15 protein-coding genes are annotated in these 16,191 nt (G+C 36.9%); 13 read left to right on the top strand and 2 right to left on the bottom strand.

From position 1 onward, the window contains the following. Positions 1-2: 2 nt before the first annotated feature. Together IIC38_09855 and IIC38_09850 are read right to left on the bottom strand one after the other, a co-directional pair. Positions 3-2,174, bottom strand: a complete 2,172-nt coding sequence (locus IIC38_09855; protein ID MCH8126254.1) for a PBP1A family penicillin-binding protein — start codon at positions 2,172-2,174, stop codon at positions 3-5. Between the two features lie 49 nt (positions 2,175-2,223). After that, complete coding sequence (locus IIC38_09850) at positions 2,224-3,111, bottom strand: UDP-2,3-diacylglucosamine diphosphatase (protein ID MCH8126253.1); 888 nt, start codon at positions 3,109-3,111, stop codon at positions 2,224-2,226. 244 nt (positions 3,112-3,355) lie between these two features. On the opposite strand from IIC38_09850, the gene ispE reads away from it, so the two are divergent. From ispE to IIC38_09785, 13 genes are all read left to right on the top strand, one after another. Beyond that, a complete protein-coding gene (gene ispE / locus IIC38_09845; GenBank protein MCH8126252.1) occupies positions 3,356-4,222 on the top strand; it encodes a 4-(cytidine 5'-diphospho)-2-C-methyl-D-erythritol kinase in 867 nt (288 codons plus the stop codon). A gap of 7 nt (positions 4,223-4,229) precedes the next feature. Then, positions 4,230-5,180 carry a ribose-phosphate pyrophosphokinase gene (locus tag IIC38_09840; protein MCH8126251.1) on the top strand — a complete coding sequence of 317 codons (951 nt, stop codon included), beginning with the start codon at positions 4,230-4,232 and terminating at the stop codon, positions 5,178-5,180. Between the two features lie 15 nt (positions 5,181-5,195). Continuing rightward, complete coding sequence (locus tag IIC38_09835) at positions 5,196-5,855, top strand: 50S ribosomal protein L25 (protein MCH8126250.1); 660 nt, start codon at positions 5,196-5,198, stop codon at positions 5,853-5,855. Between the two features lies 1 nt (position 5,856). After that, positions 5,857-6,438 carry an aminoacyl-tRNA hydrolase gene (locus tag IIC38_09830; protein ID MCH8126249.1) on the top strand — a complete coding sequence of 194 codons (582 nt, stop codon included), beginning with the start codon at positions 5,857-5,859 and terminating at the stop codon, positions 6,436-6,438. Between the two features lie 24 nt (positions 6,439-6,462). Continuing rightward, positions 6,463-6,906, top strand: coding sequence for a 30S ribosomal protein S6 (rpsF, locus tag IIC38_09825; GenBank protein ID MCH8126248.1), 444 nt, complete (start codon positions 6,463-6,465; stop codon positions 6,904-6,906). Next, the gene (locus IIC38_09820; protein MCH8126247.1) at positions 6,899-7,126 is read left to right on the top strand and encodes a 30S ribosomal protein S18; all 228 of its coding nucleotides are present in this window, start codon (positions 6,899-6,901) and stop codon (positions 7,124-7,126) included. Before rpsF ends, IIC38_09820 begins: the two co-directional genes overlap by 8 nt. Before the next feature lie 42 nt (positions 7,127-7,168). Further along, the gene (locus tag IIC38_09815; GenBank protein ID MCH8126246.1) at positions 7,169-7,612 is read left to right on the top strand and encodes a 50S ribosomal protein L9; all 444 of its coding nucleotides are present in this window, start codon (positions 7,169-7,171) and stop codon (positions 7,610-7,612) included. 56 nt (positions 7,613-7,668) lie between these two features. Then, complete coding sequence (locus IIC38_09810; protein MCH8126245.1) at positions 7,669-8,379, top strand: DUF3307 domain-containing protein; 711 nt, start codon at positions 7,669-7,671, stop codon at positions 8,377-8,379. Positions 8,380-8,860: 481 nt separating this feature from the next. Next, on the top strand, positions 8,861-9,751 hold the full coding sequence (locus tag IIC38_09805) for a hypothetical protein (protein ID MCH8126244.1): 891 nt from the start codon (positions 8,861-8,863) through the stop codon (positions 9,749-9,751). Position 9,752: 1 nt separating this feature from the next. After that, a complete protein-coding gene (gene tsaD / locus IIC38_09800) occupies positions 9,753-10,763 on the top strand; it encodes a tRNA (adenosine(37)-N6)-threonylcarbamoyltransferase complex transferase subunit TsaD (protein MCH8126243.1) in 1,011 nt (336 codons plus the stop codon). Then, the gene (locus IIC38_09795; protein MCH8126242.1) at positions 10,760-12,970 is read left to right on the top strand and encodes a hypothetical protein; all 2,211 of its coding nucleotides are present in this window, start codon (positions 10,760-10,762) and stop codon (positions 12,968-12,970) included. Before tsaD ends, IIC38_09795 begins: the two co-directional genes overlap by 4 nt. A 54-nt stretch (positions 12,971-13,024) precedes the next feature. After that, positions 13,025-15,586, top strand: coding sequence for a lamin tail domain-containing protein (locus tag IIC38_09790; protein ID MCH8126241.1), 2,562 nt, complete (start codon positions 13,025-13,027; stop codon positions 15,584-15,586). 458 nt (positions 15,587-16,044) lie between these two features. Beyond that, positions 16,045-16,191: hypothetical protein (locus IIC38_09785; protein ID MCH8126240.1), on the top strand; the 147-nt coding region annotated here is incomplete at its 3' end.

Here is a 16,191-nt window from a genome sequence, read left to right as displayed (position 1 = left end):
AATCAAAAGATAATTCTTTTGCTTTTATCCCCTTTCCTGGGATTCCCTGTATGAATCGGGCATTCCTCTAGTGGTTCGGTTCCAACTTTAAACACTTCATCAAAAAACTTTGGACAGTATTTTTTCTTGACTTTACTTTCTTCACAGATTGTAAGTTTTATAATTCCTTCAGGCATTTCAAAATGTTCCACTGGGTAATCAATGCTGTCATAAACAGATTTCATGAAATTTGCCCAAATAGGTAATGCTGCTGTAGATCCTGTCTGCTTCTCTCCAAGACTAATAGAGGGGTCGTCAATGCCTACCCAAACCCCTGCAGCAATTTGTGGCGTATATCCTACAAACCAGGCATCAGTGTGTTTGTCGGTCGTTCCGGTTTTTCCCGCTCCAGGTCGCCGAAATCCATAAAGATACCTTGCAGAGCTGCCTGTTCCATGATCCAAGACAGTTTCAAGAAGACTGGTCATTATATATGCTGTCTGTTCGGATAATACTTCTTTTCGTTCGGGAATTTCCTGAAAAATGACCTCACCTCTGCGATCGACAATTTTTGTAATGTAAACCGGTTTGACTAAAATGCCTTTATTCGCAAGAAGGCCATAAGCAGAAACCAGCTCTATTGGAATCACCTCAGAAGTTCCCAGCGCAAGAGCAGCAACCGGTCTAATATTGGTGGTGAGTCCCATTCTTTTGGCATACTCTACAACTTGTTGTGGCGGTACTACATCTTGCAATAATCTTACTGACGGCAGATTCAAAGAAAATTTTAAAGCATTACGAAGAGTCGTAAGTCCACCTAATTTTCTTGTAAAATTACGAGGTTGCCATCTGGTGCCATCGGGCATAAATAAAGCAATAGGTTGATTTAAAACTTCAAACGTTGGTGGATAGCCATTGTCAAAAACGGCAGTGTAAATAAATGGTTTAAATGCGGAGCCAGGTTGACGTTTTGCCTGGACTGCGCGGTTAAATTTCGATTCGACAAAATCGCGGCCGCCAATCATTGCAAGGACATGACCATTTTTTGGATTTATGGCAATAAAAGCGGTTTGTACAGCAGCATACTGATTGATTAAAGAATCGACCTTGGTTGTGTCCTTCATAATGCTAGCATGTAATGAAGAATCCTTAACAAATTTATCCAAAAGTTCTTGAAATTTAACCGGATTTTTAAATCTATTTCTTACTATTTCTTGCAATTTACTCAATTTTGCTTTCGTTGCTGACTCTGCGAATTTCTGCATACGTGAATCAAGCGTCGTATGGATTGTATACCCGCCAGTATATAAGTCAGTGCCAAACTGTTTTTCAAGGGTTCTGCGGATATGTTCGGTGAAGTAAGGGCCGATATCATTTCGCCCCGGTCTTCCTCCTTCTCCAAGAACGATTGGTTTCTCCTTTGCCTGCAAGTATTCCTCTTCACTCAATTCGCCGTTTCTATACATCAAAGATAAAACCAGGTTCCGTCTTTTTAGGGCTCGCTCCGGATGATTTATTGGCGAATAAACTGCCGGTACGTTAACGATAGCTGCAAGTAAAGCACTTTCCTCTAAATTGAGGTCTTTGACAGACTTATTTAAAAAGTATTCAGCTGCAGCTTTGATACCATAACACCCATGCCCAAACCAAATATGGTTGAGATACATTTCAATTATTTCGTCTTTTGAATAAGTACGTTCAATTTGAATTGCAGTGATTAACTCCCGGATTTTGCGGATAAAAACTTTTTGCTGGGTAAAATAAAGGTCTCGGGCAAGCTGCTGTGTGATGGTACTTGCTCCTTCCAATCGAGCAAGGTGGATCAAATCGACGTAAGCTGCCTTCATTGTTCGCTTTAAATCGAATCCCCAATGGGAATAAAATCTCTTGTCCTCTGTGCTGATAATAGCCTTTTGCATTAGAATTGGTATATCTTTTAAAGGCACATAATCTCTTCTTTCGAAAAAGAATTCCTTTATCACTTTTCCATCAGCGGATAAGACTTTAGTCACCAATGTAGGTTCGAAATGTTCTAATTGTGTGAGTGATGGTAAATCGCGAGCGGTCCAGAAAATGAGTAGTCCAATAAATATCAACGAAAGAATAGGAACAATTATTTTCAGCTTTCTGCCTCGGGATGATGAACTTCTTGAGTTTGAAGAATCAGTTGGGATTGATCTAATACGGCGTTTCATAAATATATTTAGTTTGTTTACATTTAAAATGTATTAAACAGAAATAAGGTTATAGAGTTTCAATAAATTCTTCCTTATAATTTTTCAGTGTTACTATCTGAGAATTGGAATGTTTTTGATTGCCATTCCAGTGAAATAGATTCAAAACTTCTCCGTTATAATTAGCAAAAGTAAAGTGCTGAATCCAATCTCCAAGGTTTATATATCTTTTATTATTGTACGAGACTGCTTTAGGACGGTGGGTATGCCCTATGATTACATAATCATAACCATTTTCTAACTGTTCTTTAGCATAGGAAAAATATTCAGCGTCGTCTTTTCTGGCTTGTTCCGGTGTTCGCAATCCAGCGGTCCGGCTTGTAGAAGATGCCCAATGAGCAAAAGGGATTCCTATATCTGGGTGTATAAGTTTGTAGGTAGCAATCACCCATTTATTTCTTAATATTTTTTTTAAAACTCGGTAACCGGTGTCCTCTTTTAAAACTCCGTCTCCATGGGAAATATGTATTTTTTTTGAACCTACTATAAGAGAATGAATACCATGAAATACCGGTATTCCTAATTCAACAGGAAAATATTTGTCCATCCAAAAATCATGGTTGCCGGTAACGTAGCGAATTTCAATTCCACGTTCTATCATGAGTGCCAGTTTTCCTAATATTTTTTGATATTTCGTTGGAATTGTATGTCTGTATTCAAACCAAAAATCGAAGAGGTCGCCAACAATATAAAGCACAGGTGGTGGAGAAATATCCATTAACAAATCAAAAAAACTACTTAGATATTTATCTTTTTTAATTTCAGCGTCTACATCTTTTGATCCGGCATGAGCATCGGAAATGAAAAATATTTCCTGATCCGAATCTAAATCATAATTTTCTGTTTGAGTAATAATAAGAAATACCTGTTTGAGCGTTGAATAGAAAAAGAAAAAAATACACTTATATTATCCTTTAAAGTTCTATAAAATAGATAGTTATAGCAACTGATCAAAAACTAAATTATAAAAAATCTATATAATTAAAAAGGTAAAAGCAAACAGAATTAATCATAAAAAAACATCATTAAATATGTGTGAGTGTTAAAATTTCATTTTTAGTTTTTAGATCGGAAAATATCAGGAATTTAACCAAACTTTATAATACCTATTACACTTTATCTGAATATTTTACAAGGGCAATATGTTTCGGTCCATAAAATGCTATCCTCCAGCGAAGATTAATCTTTCGTTAAGAATTCTGTTCAAACGAGTAGACGGCTATCATGAAATTGAAACATTATTACAAACAGTTAATTTAACGGATTCTCTTGAAATTTCATTAACCAATAATCATTCAATTGAATTAAATGTTTTTAAATCAAATATACCTTCGGATGAATCAAATTTGTGCTTTAAAGCGGCTGAGTTATTTTCGAAAGAAGTTAAGGGTTTTTGTGGCTGCAAAATTGAATTAACAAAAACAATTCCCGATGGTGCCGGATTAGGAGGTGGAAGCAGTGATGCCGCGTCAACGCTTAAGTCCTTAAATGAACTTTTTGATTACACGTTATCGAACGAGAAATTGTTTAAACTTGCATCTACTCTTGGTTCGGATGTACCATTTTTTCTAAGAGAAGGAACTGCAGTTGGGAATGGCAGAGGTGATATCCTTACTTATGTAGAAACCACCTGGAATTACCCGGTTTTGATTGTTTGTCCCAGTTTCAAAATATCAACTTCATGGGCTTACCAGAACCTCAAAATAGCCTTGACAAGGGAACCAAATTGTAATATATTGCTTAGTCTATTATCAGAGAAATTATCATCCTCTGATATACTTAAATATTTTTCAAATGACTTTGAGAGTCCTGTTTTTTTAAAATATCCGAATTTGGGCGAACTTAAAGATAGACTTTATCAGGAAGGCGCTTTTTTCGCTGGTATGTCTGGTTCAGGTTCATCCTTATTCGGTTTATTTTTTTCAAATAACCAAGCGAAGAAAGCCAAAATTAGTTTTCAAAATCAATATACGGTTTTTATCGCAAAATTAATAGCAGGAAATAAATAGTAAATCTTTGAGCGAGCCACAATTAAAAATATTTTCAGGGTCATCACATCCTAAGTTGGCCTATGAGATTGCCAATCACCTAAAAGTTGAGCTCGGTTTGGTTTCCCGTGATCGATTCAATGATGGTGAAATTAGTATTAAATACAATGAAAATATTCGCGGTGCTGATATTTTTATCATTCAGTCTACAAATTCTCCGGCTGATAATATTTTGGAATTGCTGATTATGATTGATGCTGCCCGGCGGGCTTCAGCGAAACGAATCACCGCAGTGATGCCATATTACGGATATGCACGCCAAGACAGAAAAGACCAACCCAGGGTACCTATAAGCGCTAAATTGTTAGCAAATCTCTTCTCGGAAGCAGGCGCTGACAGGATACTAACAATGGATTTACATGTATCACAAATTCAAGGATTCTTTGATATTCCTTTGGACCATCTTTACGGTTCTTATGTTTTTTCTGAGTATTTTCATGATAAAGCAATTCCTGATTTAGTGATTACTGCACCTGATATTGGCAGCGTTAGAATGGCACGCGCTTACTCTAAAAGACTAAAAGGAGATTTGGCAATTGTCGACAAACGTCGACCAGCTACAAATGAAGTAGAAGTACTCAATATAATTGGTGATGTAAAAGATAAAAATATTTTATTTGTTGATGATATAGTAGATACGGCAAGTACTTTGGCAGAAGCTTCTGTTGCTGTTAAAGAACAAGGTGCTAAAGAAATATATGTTGCTTGTTCCCACGCATTGTTATCAAAAGATGCTGTAACTAAAATCATGGAATCGCCAATCAAAGAATTTGCTGTAACGGATTCACTCTATATAGACAAGACTAAACAGATTCCCAAGCTAAAAGTATTGCCTGTGGCTTCATTGTTTAGTCAGGCTATCGAGCGAATTCACTATGAGAAATCGATTAGTATCTTATTCGATATAGAAAAACTATAGGACGGGAGTTAATAAATGGCAGAAGCAGTTTTGAAGGTAGAAAATCGTGAAAAAATGACAAAATCCGGTATGAAAAATTTACGGTTAACCGGGAAAATCCCTGGAGTTTATTACACTGATGGCAAAGATGCAATACCAATAATTATTGATATCAAAGATTTTTACCAATTATTTACTCACAAAGTTAATATTTTTGATCTGGATTTCGATAAAGGTGAGAAAAAACCGAGTATTGTTCGAGAAATTCAACGCGATCCGGTCAGCGGTGATATTATTCATGTAGATTTATATGGTATAAAGGCTACGGAAAAAATTGTTATAAAAGTTCCTATAATGATAATCGGAACGCCAATGGGGGTTAAAGAAATGGGTGGAATACTAGAACATCCACTCCGTGAGCTGGAAATTCAATGTATGCCTAAAGATGTTCCCGACAGCGTTGATATCGATGTAAGTGGGCTTGAACTTCAAGAGAGTATTCGTGCAGAAGATCTGACTTTGGATAAAATTGAAATTATATCAGATCCCAAGACTTTAATTGCACATGTCGTTCCACCGAAGGTAGAGCAAGAAGTAACTATTGAAGAAGAACTGGTAGCAGCAGAAGCAGAAGAAGAAGAAGAAGAAGGGCCAGAAGTAATTACTGCAAAAGAGGAGCCGAAAAAGGAAAAATAGCTTGCAACCCGATTTGCTTGTGATTGGGCTTGGCAATCCTGGTAAGAAATATAATAAATCCCGTCATAATGTTGGATTTATTGTTTGTGATTTAATTTCAGAGTTCTTTGAATCGACATTTAGATTTGGTCCCGGTAATACACTCGTGACCGACATTAAAACTGCTGAAAGCACGATTGCCGTTGCCAAACCACTTTCATTTATGAATAGAAGTGGAAACTCGATCATTCCATTACTAAAATGGTTTGACCTTAGGCCAGACCAAATGTTGGTGATTTGCGATGATTTTAGCCTTCCGATGGGAACAATTCGGATACGAGAAAAAGGCAGCGCCGGTACTCATAATGGCTTACAGTCTATTGTAGATAATCTGAATACGACTGAATTCCCCAGGATTCGAATTGGAATTGGAGTTGATGATGAAATTGAAGATTGGGTTGAATTCGTTTTAGGAAATTTTAAAGCCAAAGAATTAAAAATGCTTAAAAAATTAGGAACTATAGTTATAGAATCTATATCTTCCATGATGGTCAATGGGATTGACAAAACAATGACATCCTTTAACAAGCATTATGAATTTTAGATTTCAAAGATATTAGGAGATTTGATGGAAAATAACAAATATGAATTAACAGTTGTGTTCGACGGTCAGCTCGAACAGAATGAGGTTGACGAAAAAGTAGAACAGATTGAAAAACTGATTAAGGAATACAATGGTGAGGTTGTTCAGAAAGATCTTTTGGGTAAACGTCGATTGGCTTATGAAATTAAGAAAAAACAGTATGGCTATTATGTTTATTTCTTGATTGAATCGGATGGAAGCAACAATAAAACGATTGAAAAATATTTGAGATTAAATGAGCAGGTAATACGTTATTTAACGGTTAGACTTGATAAAAAAGCAATAGCAAGTTTAGATCGGAAAGCTGAAAAAGTAAAAAAAGCTGAAGCTGAAGCTGAAGCTATTAAAGCTAATAATCTGGAAAATGAAGATCATGAAATCAAAAATAATGAAAATGAGAGTTTGAAGAAGGAGGCCACTCTTGATTAGTACAAAGAAGAAAAGAATTTGCCGTTTTTGTGAAAGTGGTACTATGTATATCGATTATAAAGATGAAAAACGGTTGATTCGATTTACTACTGAAGCAGGAAAAATAATTCCAAGAAGAATATCGGGGACATGTGCCCCTCATCAGAGGCAATTGGTTAGGGCGATCAAAAAAGCTCGTCAACTAGCATTAATTCCCTATATGTCAAATCGAATGACTTGATAACGCAATAAAATGATTGGTAATTAAGGAGTCTTTTTATTTATGAAAATAATCCTAAAAGAAGATTATGAAAGCTTAGGAAAATCAGGTGAAGTAATCACAGTAAAAAATGGATTTGCTAGAAATTATCTTATTCCAAAAGGAGTGGCATACCAAGCAACAAAAGGGAATTTACGTAGATTTGAAGAAGAAAAGAAGTATCTCTTAATAGTAACCGAAAAAGAGAAAAGGCAAGCAGAAAAATTAGCGGACATGTTAGCAAAGGTTTCATGCACCATATCTGTAGCAGTCGGTGAAGAAGACAAGTTATTCGGCTCTGTCACCTCGCAAGATATTAACGAATCATTAATTGAAAAGGGGATTGAGGTTGATAAAAGGAAAATTCAGCTCGAAGAACCTATTAAGAATTTAGGTATCTATTCAATTCCGGTTAAGTTGCATCCGGAAGTCACGGCTACCGTAAAAGTCTGGGTTGTTAAGAAATAAGGTCCATTGAATCAAATAGTGTATGTGATGTCCGGCATTCTGTGAAATGAGGAAGCATGAATTTATTCTGGCTTCTGTTGCTAGCCCATTTGATCGGAGATTTTCCCCTACAAACTGATCGTGTGTTTTATGTTAAAAAAATGATTAAAGGGGGGCTTTGGCTGCATGTCGGAATTTGGTCTTTATGCAATTTAGTTTTTACGATACCCTACCTGAAGTATCCATTATATTGGTTTATCTTTCTTGCTTTAGTAATATCTCATTATATTTACGATTATTCGAAAATTAAACTGACAGAAATTGGCATTGCGGATAATTTTCCTTTATTTATACTGGACCAGGTATTACATGTTTCAACTGCTTTTGCAGCTGCCTTATTCTTTTATTATTTGTACCCTCAAATAGATGGCTCTACATTTGGCATTTGGAGTCGATTAGACTATATTCAACCCATGTCCGGATTTGTATTCATTGTATTTGCAATTACTCCGATGAACTATTTTATAATTAACGATTATTATGCTTACTTTAAGGGCCTGAAAAGACCTCATTGGCAATTCCCCTCGGTAGCAGAACGAAAATGGGGTTATATTGAACGCGCATGTATTGCGATTGGAATATTCTTACAAAGTTGGTACTTGATTATAATCCCGTTAGGTATTTTAATGAGATTTATATTTGGAGAGAAAAGTGATTTAAGGGAATTCTGGCTAAGTATAGGGCTGACAATAGCATCGGTGTGGCTTTTTACGGTTTTAATATCCTAATTTATAAAATATATTGAATTTATGAAATAGTTTAATTTTATTGAATTTGTTTTTCAGTTATTATGATAAATTGCTAATAAATTATGTATGAAATTATGAATTATCTCAAAGCCCATAAACCAATTATGCGAATTGCAATGATCTGGAAAGGAAAATAATGGAGCAAATACAATTTCCAGAGTGTTTGAAGTGTTCAGCCGGTATACTTATTCCACTATCAGATTATGGAAGGGAAGGAGCATCAATTCTATACAAAGCTTGGGTTTGTTCAAATCCGGAATGTGGATTTAATATTCGAATTGATAATGGAGAAGTAAGCTTCGGAAAGCAAATTACTAGTTCGAGAAAATAGTACGTCATAAAATAGGAGCGGTTAATTTTAGGGTAAAGAGTTTCAGGCTTTACCCTTTTTTATACCAGGCAAAAGGGCTTTAATATGTGGAGACGATTGTCAATTATCGGTAACTATAGGATCCGCATAATGATCATAATAATTGCTATCTTCATATGGTTGTATGCCGTAACAGAAAAGCAATATGAACATATCTTTCAAGCTCAAGTCGTATTAATAAATCAACCTAAAGACTATGTTGTTTTAAAAAACTATACGAAAAAAATAGGGGTTCAAATTCAGGGAAGCGGAAAATTGCTTCTGCGAGCTTTAATCAATGCTAAAATAGAGATTAATGTTGACATTGCACATCAAACTAAATCTCCTATTAATGTAAAACTAAATCTTAATAATTTAAAATTACCTGCCTCTACAACCAACCTTACACCTATAAAATTTGTTGATAAAGATACATTAGTATTTTTTATTGAACCGATCCACACAAAAGAAACACTAATAAACCATGAAATCCATATTCAGATTGCGCTGGGTTACACCATAGTAGGTGGAATAAAAGTACAACCCCAGAGAGTACTGCTTACTGGGCCACAAAGGTTAATCGAAGAAACTAACTTTATAGTAACTGCTGATTTGAAATTTGAAAATGTTGTTTCTGATGTATCCGGAGAAATTGAATTAATAAACCCATATCCGCAAGACTTGTCAATGGATATACAGTCGACAAAATATTTTGCTGATGTTCAACTGCTGGAAGAAAAGGAATTTTTAGATATTTCAATAAAAGTTCTCAACGCACCAATTGGAGTTCAAGCATCTGTATTGCCTTCCACACTTTCATTGAAAATAAAGGGTGGAATAGAAATCATTGACTCCATGAATAAAAACGATATTCTTGCTTATGTGGACTATGGTGAATATAAAATAACCGGTGAAATATTTTTGTTGCCTTATATTGAATTGCCGGCCGATTTAACTTATTTTGATATTTCCCCTGACAAATTTGAATTAAAGTTCGATTAAAATGTTAATACTTGCGATTGAAACATCTTGTGATGAAACAGCGGCAGCAATAATTGATGAAGAAAAGCTATATTGTAGTATCGTCTATTCCCAATTGGATGTCCATAGAAAATACGGTGGGGTAGTTCCGGAATTGGCTTCAAGAGCACATCTCAAGGCTATTATACCAACAGTTGAGGAGGCCCTCCAAACAGCAAATTTCAAGAAGTCTGATTTGGAAGCAATTGCTGTTACAAACGGCCCGGGCCTTGCGGGAGCACTTTTAGTGGGGGTGAATTTTGCAAAGGCAATGGCTTTGGCGCTTAATATTCCTTTTATTGGAATAAATCATCTCGAGGGACATATTTTTGCTAGTTTACTAGATCATCCATCAATCAAGGCTCCACTAGTTTTATTGCTTGTTTCCGGAGGGCATACCTTACTTATTCTAATGAAAGATTGGGGAAACTATCAGGTGATTGGACAATCAATCGATGACGCAGTTGGTGAATCTTTTGATAAAGTTGCAAAAATGCTAAACCTGGAATATCCGGGGGGCCCTGTCATCGATCGGATCGCAAAATCCGGCAATGAGAACTTCCATAAGTTTCCACGCTCCTGGCTTCATAAAGATAGCTTAGATTTTAGCTTTAGTGGAATAAAAACGTCTATATTGTATTATCTGGATTCGAAATCTGAAGATTTTATTAAAGACAAACTTGCAGATATCGCAGCCAGTTTTCAGGCTGCCGTAACCGATGTTCTTTTAAGAAAAACGATGCTTGCTGCGAAAATAAATGAGGTGAAAACTGTAGTGCTTACTGGTGGTGTTGCCCGGAATTCTTATTTGCGGCAGTGCTTTCAGGAAAAGGCTGAAGTTGAAAATATTGAATTATATTTCCCTTCTCCGGATTTTTGTACGGATAATGCTGCAATGATTGGCAAAGCCGGGTTGTTTCATTTGAATCAAGGTCAAACCTCAGGTTTTGAACTTGATGCTGTTCCGAATTTAAAGTTGATTGAATCGGTATGAAGCCGCTGATTATTTATCTTGCCCAACTTGATTTTAATATTTCCATAGAAGGATCAGTTTGGCTGCTAATTTTATTAGCTCTATTTGCTTTAATTTTCAGTTATTTTATTTACAATGAAACAACACCGCCTACGAGCCGCACTCTTCGCAATATCCTTTTTATTCTGCGTTTTTGTGCTTTGTTAGGATTTATAACACTGATTTTTCACCCGATAATAAATATCCAGGATACATTTATCCAAAAGCCGGATCTGGCAATCCTAATCGACAAATCCAAAAGCCTGCAGATAGAAGATGATAATGAAAAACGAGCAATAAGTGTCCAAAAACTTTTAGAAGCAAGTAATTGGGAAAACCTTGAGAGCAAGTTTAATTTACATTTTTATCCCTTTTCGACCGGAATTGATACAAACTTCTCCTACAAAAGTGCGGATTCTTTAAAATTTGATGGTGAAGGCACCGATATTAGCAGGGCATTGGATTTAGGTAAGAAGCAACTTCTTAACGGCCATTATACATCCGCAATCCTTATAAGTGATGGCAATTACAATACTGGCGAAAATCCTGAGTTTTTTGTCCAGCGTTATGGAATACCCGTTCATACGATTGGTATTGGGGATCCAAGTATCAAAAAAGACATCATACTACAAAGGGTTGCAACCAATGATATTGTATATACAAATAATCGTGTGCCAATAGATATTACGGTAAAACACGAAGGGTTTGAAGGAAATCGAATTGATCTACTGTTAAAAGAGGGCGATGAGGTGATTGATCGCAAATTAGTTAGATTAGGCAGTGATGGACAAGAGCAAGTCCACCGATTGCATTTTACACCACAAAAACCCGGTTTTCATGAGTATAAAATTGAGATACCTGCATTACAAGACGAGTTTACTTCTCAAAATAATTTCCGCAGTTTGTTTGTAAAAGTTCTCGAAAGCAAAATTAAAGTCCTGCTTATTGCCGGAGAACCTAGTTTGGATTTGAAGTTTATTCAGAAAGCCTTAAACAATGATGAAAATATTGAATTGTTTACAATTATTCAGAAAAAAGGCGGTGGATATTACACAAAAGCAAAGGTGAATTCGATTCTTAGAGAAGATTTTAATTTGCTGGTATTCCTTGGTTTCCCCCGCTGGCCTATTCAAATTGACCTGTTGAATTTTTTAAAGGAAAACCTTATTCGTAAAAAGAAACCATTGTATTTTATAGAAGCTCCAAATCTTCATATCGCAGCACTCAGTCAATTTAATGAAGTGTTGCCATTTCAAATATCCGCAACTCCAAAATCTGTTAAAGAAGTAGTTGTCGATCCGACAATTGCTGGTGAAAATACACCGCTAATACTCATATCAGACAATCGTAGTGCTAATCAAACAATGTGGAATAATCTACCACCTATATTCACTTTTCTGAATAATTTTAAAAAGAAACCGGACAGTGAAGTATTACTAACCATTGAACCAAGCATGTCCAAGTTACCTGAAACAGCTGCATCCCGAAAACCCATTCTATTAACGCGTCAGTTTGATGGACAAAAATCACTGGCACTGCTAGGCTATGGATTTTGGCGTTGGGATTTATTAATGTGGGGAGTCGGAAAAACAAACGAAATGCTTGTGCGGTTTCTTCAAAGGTCTATTAGATGGCTTGTAACCCGGGAGGAAGTTAAACAAGTAAAAATCTCAACAGATAAACTGGTTTATCGGAGTGGAGAACAAGTCTATGTTCTGGGCCAGGTATATACTCAAGATTATCAACCGGTTGACAATGCCCTAGTTAAGCTGCAAGTTAAACACCAAGATGAAGAAAAGGAATATATACTTGAACCCATGGGAAACGGAAAGTATGAAATCCAATTTAGAATATTCCAGGGTGGTGATTATGATTTTAGTGCAGAAGCAAATCGGGAGGATCAGTTTTTTGGTGCAGATAGTGGTAAGTTCTCTGTAGGTGCGTTTGAAATCGAATTTCAACAGACACAGATGAATGAAGCTCTGCTTAAACGAGTTGCAAATATAAGTGGTGGTTCATATTATACTATAGCGAATTTTGGTGAACTTGCAGAAAATCTGAATGCAGAAGGCAGGGCTAGAACTATAAATCGAGAAATTAATCTTTGGAATTTGTGGTGGTCTTTGTTTATCCCACTGTTTTTTCTTGCCATTGAATGGACGATAAGACGCCGACGGGGTATGCTTTAAAATGATGTAATTCTAAAGTCAACTAAAATAAATGACTAAACTAAAGGGGGAAATATGTTGATCCACCGATTTTTAAACCTTTCATTTGTGAAATTTCAATTGCTTTTCACGCTGCTTCTTTTTAACCTTTTAACTTCTTTTATGCCCAGACATCAACCTGATGTCAATATTACTTTATCAGAAGTGATGTTCGACCCAACTGGGTCAGAATTTTATGACGAATTCGTTGAAATTTACAATCTTTCTCAAACAGATTCTATCAATTTATCAGGCTGGCAAATTGGCGACAGTACAAGCTTTGACGAGATTGTAGATGCCGGTGAAGGAATGACGCTCCCTCCCGGAACTTTTGGTTTGATTTTAGATGCCGGTTATTTTGACCATTCGAATTCATACGATGATTTAATTCCGGACAACGCAGTCGTTTTAACAATCGATGGCGCTACTTTTGGCAGGAATGGCTGGACGAATTCAGTTTCGAAACACGTGGTCTTATTGAATCCGGATGGACAAATTGTCGATAGCTATTCTTATTCTGTCGGCAACCAGGCAGGGCATTCCGATGAGAAAATCATCCTGAGTGCGGAAAATGAACTTGACAATTGGGCCGATAGCCAAAATTTGCTTGGAACACCGGGTTTTAGAAACAGTGTGTCTCCCGGTGATTTGGATATCAGTTTGGAGTTGATTTCATCCCCAGACACTCCGCCGCAATTTGGTGTTGAGTTTACTTTAAGTTTTGTTGTCCGAAATATTGGTGTAATAACCGCAAAAGAATTTCGGTTGATTGGAACTGTGGACCACTATTCTTTGCCATCAGACTCTACTTACCTCTTTGATGAAATTTCCACAGATTTGTCGCCGGGTGATTCGCTGCTTTTTTCCGCATCGACAAGCATAACCACGGCAGGAAGTTGGCGTTATTATTTTGAATGTATTTTCGAGAATGATGAGAATACTTCCAACAATTCTATCGAACATATCATACTCATTCCATATGAAGAAAGCAGTATTGTTGTCAATGAATGGATGTATTTCCCTAATGTTGGAGAAGCAGAATGGATAGAACTGTATAATCCAACTTCACTAGCGGTAAATCTTATTGACTGGCAGTTGTCGCAAACGAATGACAACTCTCAGTCAATCTTCATTACCGATGAAGAAATCATTCAACCAAAAGAATATTTAGGTGTCAGTTCGGATTCTGGCTGGGTATCTGATTTTATCGGGAATGCAAAATGGTTGCGTGGTTTTCCATCTCTGCGAAATAACGGCGGTGAACTTTTTCTGTTTGATGCTTCCGGAAAATCCATAGATGCGGCAAGATATAAACCTGAATGGGGCAAGCAAAGAAATTTCTCTTTGGAACGCCGTTGGGCTGAACGTTCCGGATTAGATAGCAGCAACTGGAAATTAAGCGAAATAGCAGGAGGCACTGCCGGGCTGATGAATAATTCCAGTCCTCTGCAGAGGGATTTGGCGATAACCGGTCTGGAACTATCTCCCAATCCAATTTCATACCAGGAACGAGCAGAACTTAACCTTACCCTAACCAATTCAGGCAGGGAACCGATTGACAAGTTTGAGATGTTTGTCTTTATCGATCGGAATTCGGATTCTTTAGCACAACCGGAAGAAACCATTCACTATGAGCTGGTAGAACAAGCAATTGATGTAGAAGACTCCCTGCAATTTTCTGTTCAACTTCCGAACCTGCCTTCCGGTTATGAAGTGATATCTGTTTTAGCCACGACTGAAAATGATAATAATGACAGAAACAATTATGACCGGGAGATCCTGAAAATAGGCTATGAACCTTCTGCAATTGTACTCAACGAAATTATGTACCGGCCTTTTAGCAATGAGCCGGAATGGATCGAGTTCTACAATCGGTCAAGTGTGCAAATTCAATTAACAGGTTGGTCTATCTTTGAAAAAATTACCGGGAAAAGAACTATTTTAACGGAGGAATTTATCTTTCTCAATCCTGGCGAATATTTAGTCGTAGCGGGTGATTCTTTAATCATAAATTCTTTGGCTGCGCTTTTATTGGTCCCAAAATCCTTTCCATCCTTAAACAATGACGAAGACCATCTGCAACTGAAAGATTTTGCAGATACGATTATCGATGACGTGTTTTATACATCCGGTTGGGGTGGCGAATCCGGCGTTTCACTGGAGCGAATTAATCCTGAACTAAGCAGCCAGGATTCCAGTAATTGGGCATCCAGCGCATCGGTAACTGGCTCAACCATCGGGGAAATTAATTCTGTATTCGTCGACAAATTGCCGGACGATGCCAACTTATCATCGGCCCCCAATCCGTTTTCACCGGATGGCGATGGCCATGAAGATGTAACCATTATACAATACAACTTGCCGGTTACAACCGCTTTTGTGTCGTTAAAAGTTTTTGATATGCTTGGCAGAGAAGTGGCGGATTTACTGAACAACGCACCTTCCGGCAGCCACAGGGAATTGATCTGGGATGGCAGAAAACCCAATGGCGAATCTTTGCCGATAGGTATTTACATCCTGTTTCTGAAAGCGCTGAATCAAAAGCAAGGGGTCGTTAGAATAATCAAAAAAACAGTGGTTATTGCTGGTGTGCTATGAAAAATAGGAAATGCTAGTTGCCTGCTTGCAAGAAGTTAAGTTTCTCTTGCGAGGGCAGTTAAAACCTTATAGCTTTGGGGTGTTAATTTCTATAAATTAACAATTTAGATACTTAGCTATTAGTTACCATTTATTGGTCAATTATAGATAGTATTCATATGGCGCATTTATTATCTTTTCGTAAGGGTTGGGAAAGTGAAAATATAGCGAGATATATTCTATCTCGATTTTCATTTATTGCAAATCCATCAACAATTTCAGATGATATTGGTTTTGATTACTTTTGCAATTTTCACAAAGCAGTCGAACTTCAATTTCAGGAGTAATCATGTCATCATAGTAACAAACTTGACGAGGGTATGGAAAATGTTATTCAACGAACAATAAAGGAGTAAGGTGGACTAGCTTGACAGATTAAGCATTTGTGAGATACTGTAAGGAACACATAGGAGTTTACTTTGGAACCTCACAAATTCAAAAAACCAGGCGGCGGTCGTGGCCGCCCTTCTCCATCATCCCTCTGTGCAGAATGTGGCATCATCTGGACAGATCATCCCAAGGTAACGGTCGTAGTGAAGCCTAAACGAGTAAAGAAATCTGTATCA

It is taken from the genome of candidate division KSB1 bacterium (genome assembly GCA_022566355.1).
In the GTDB taxonomy this organism is placed as follows: domain Bacteria; phylum Zhuqueibacterota; class JdFR-76; order JdFR-76; family DREG01; genus JADFJB01.
This window is presented reverse-complemented; position numbering and strand designations above follow the sequence as displayed.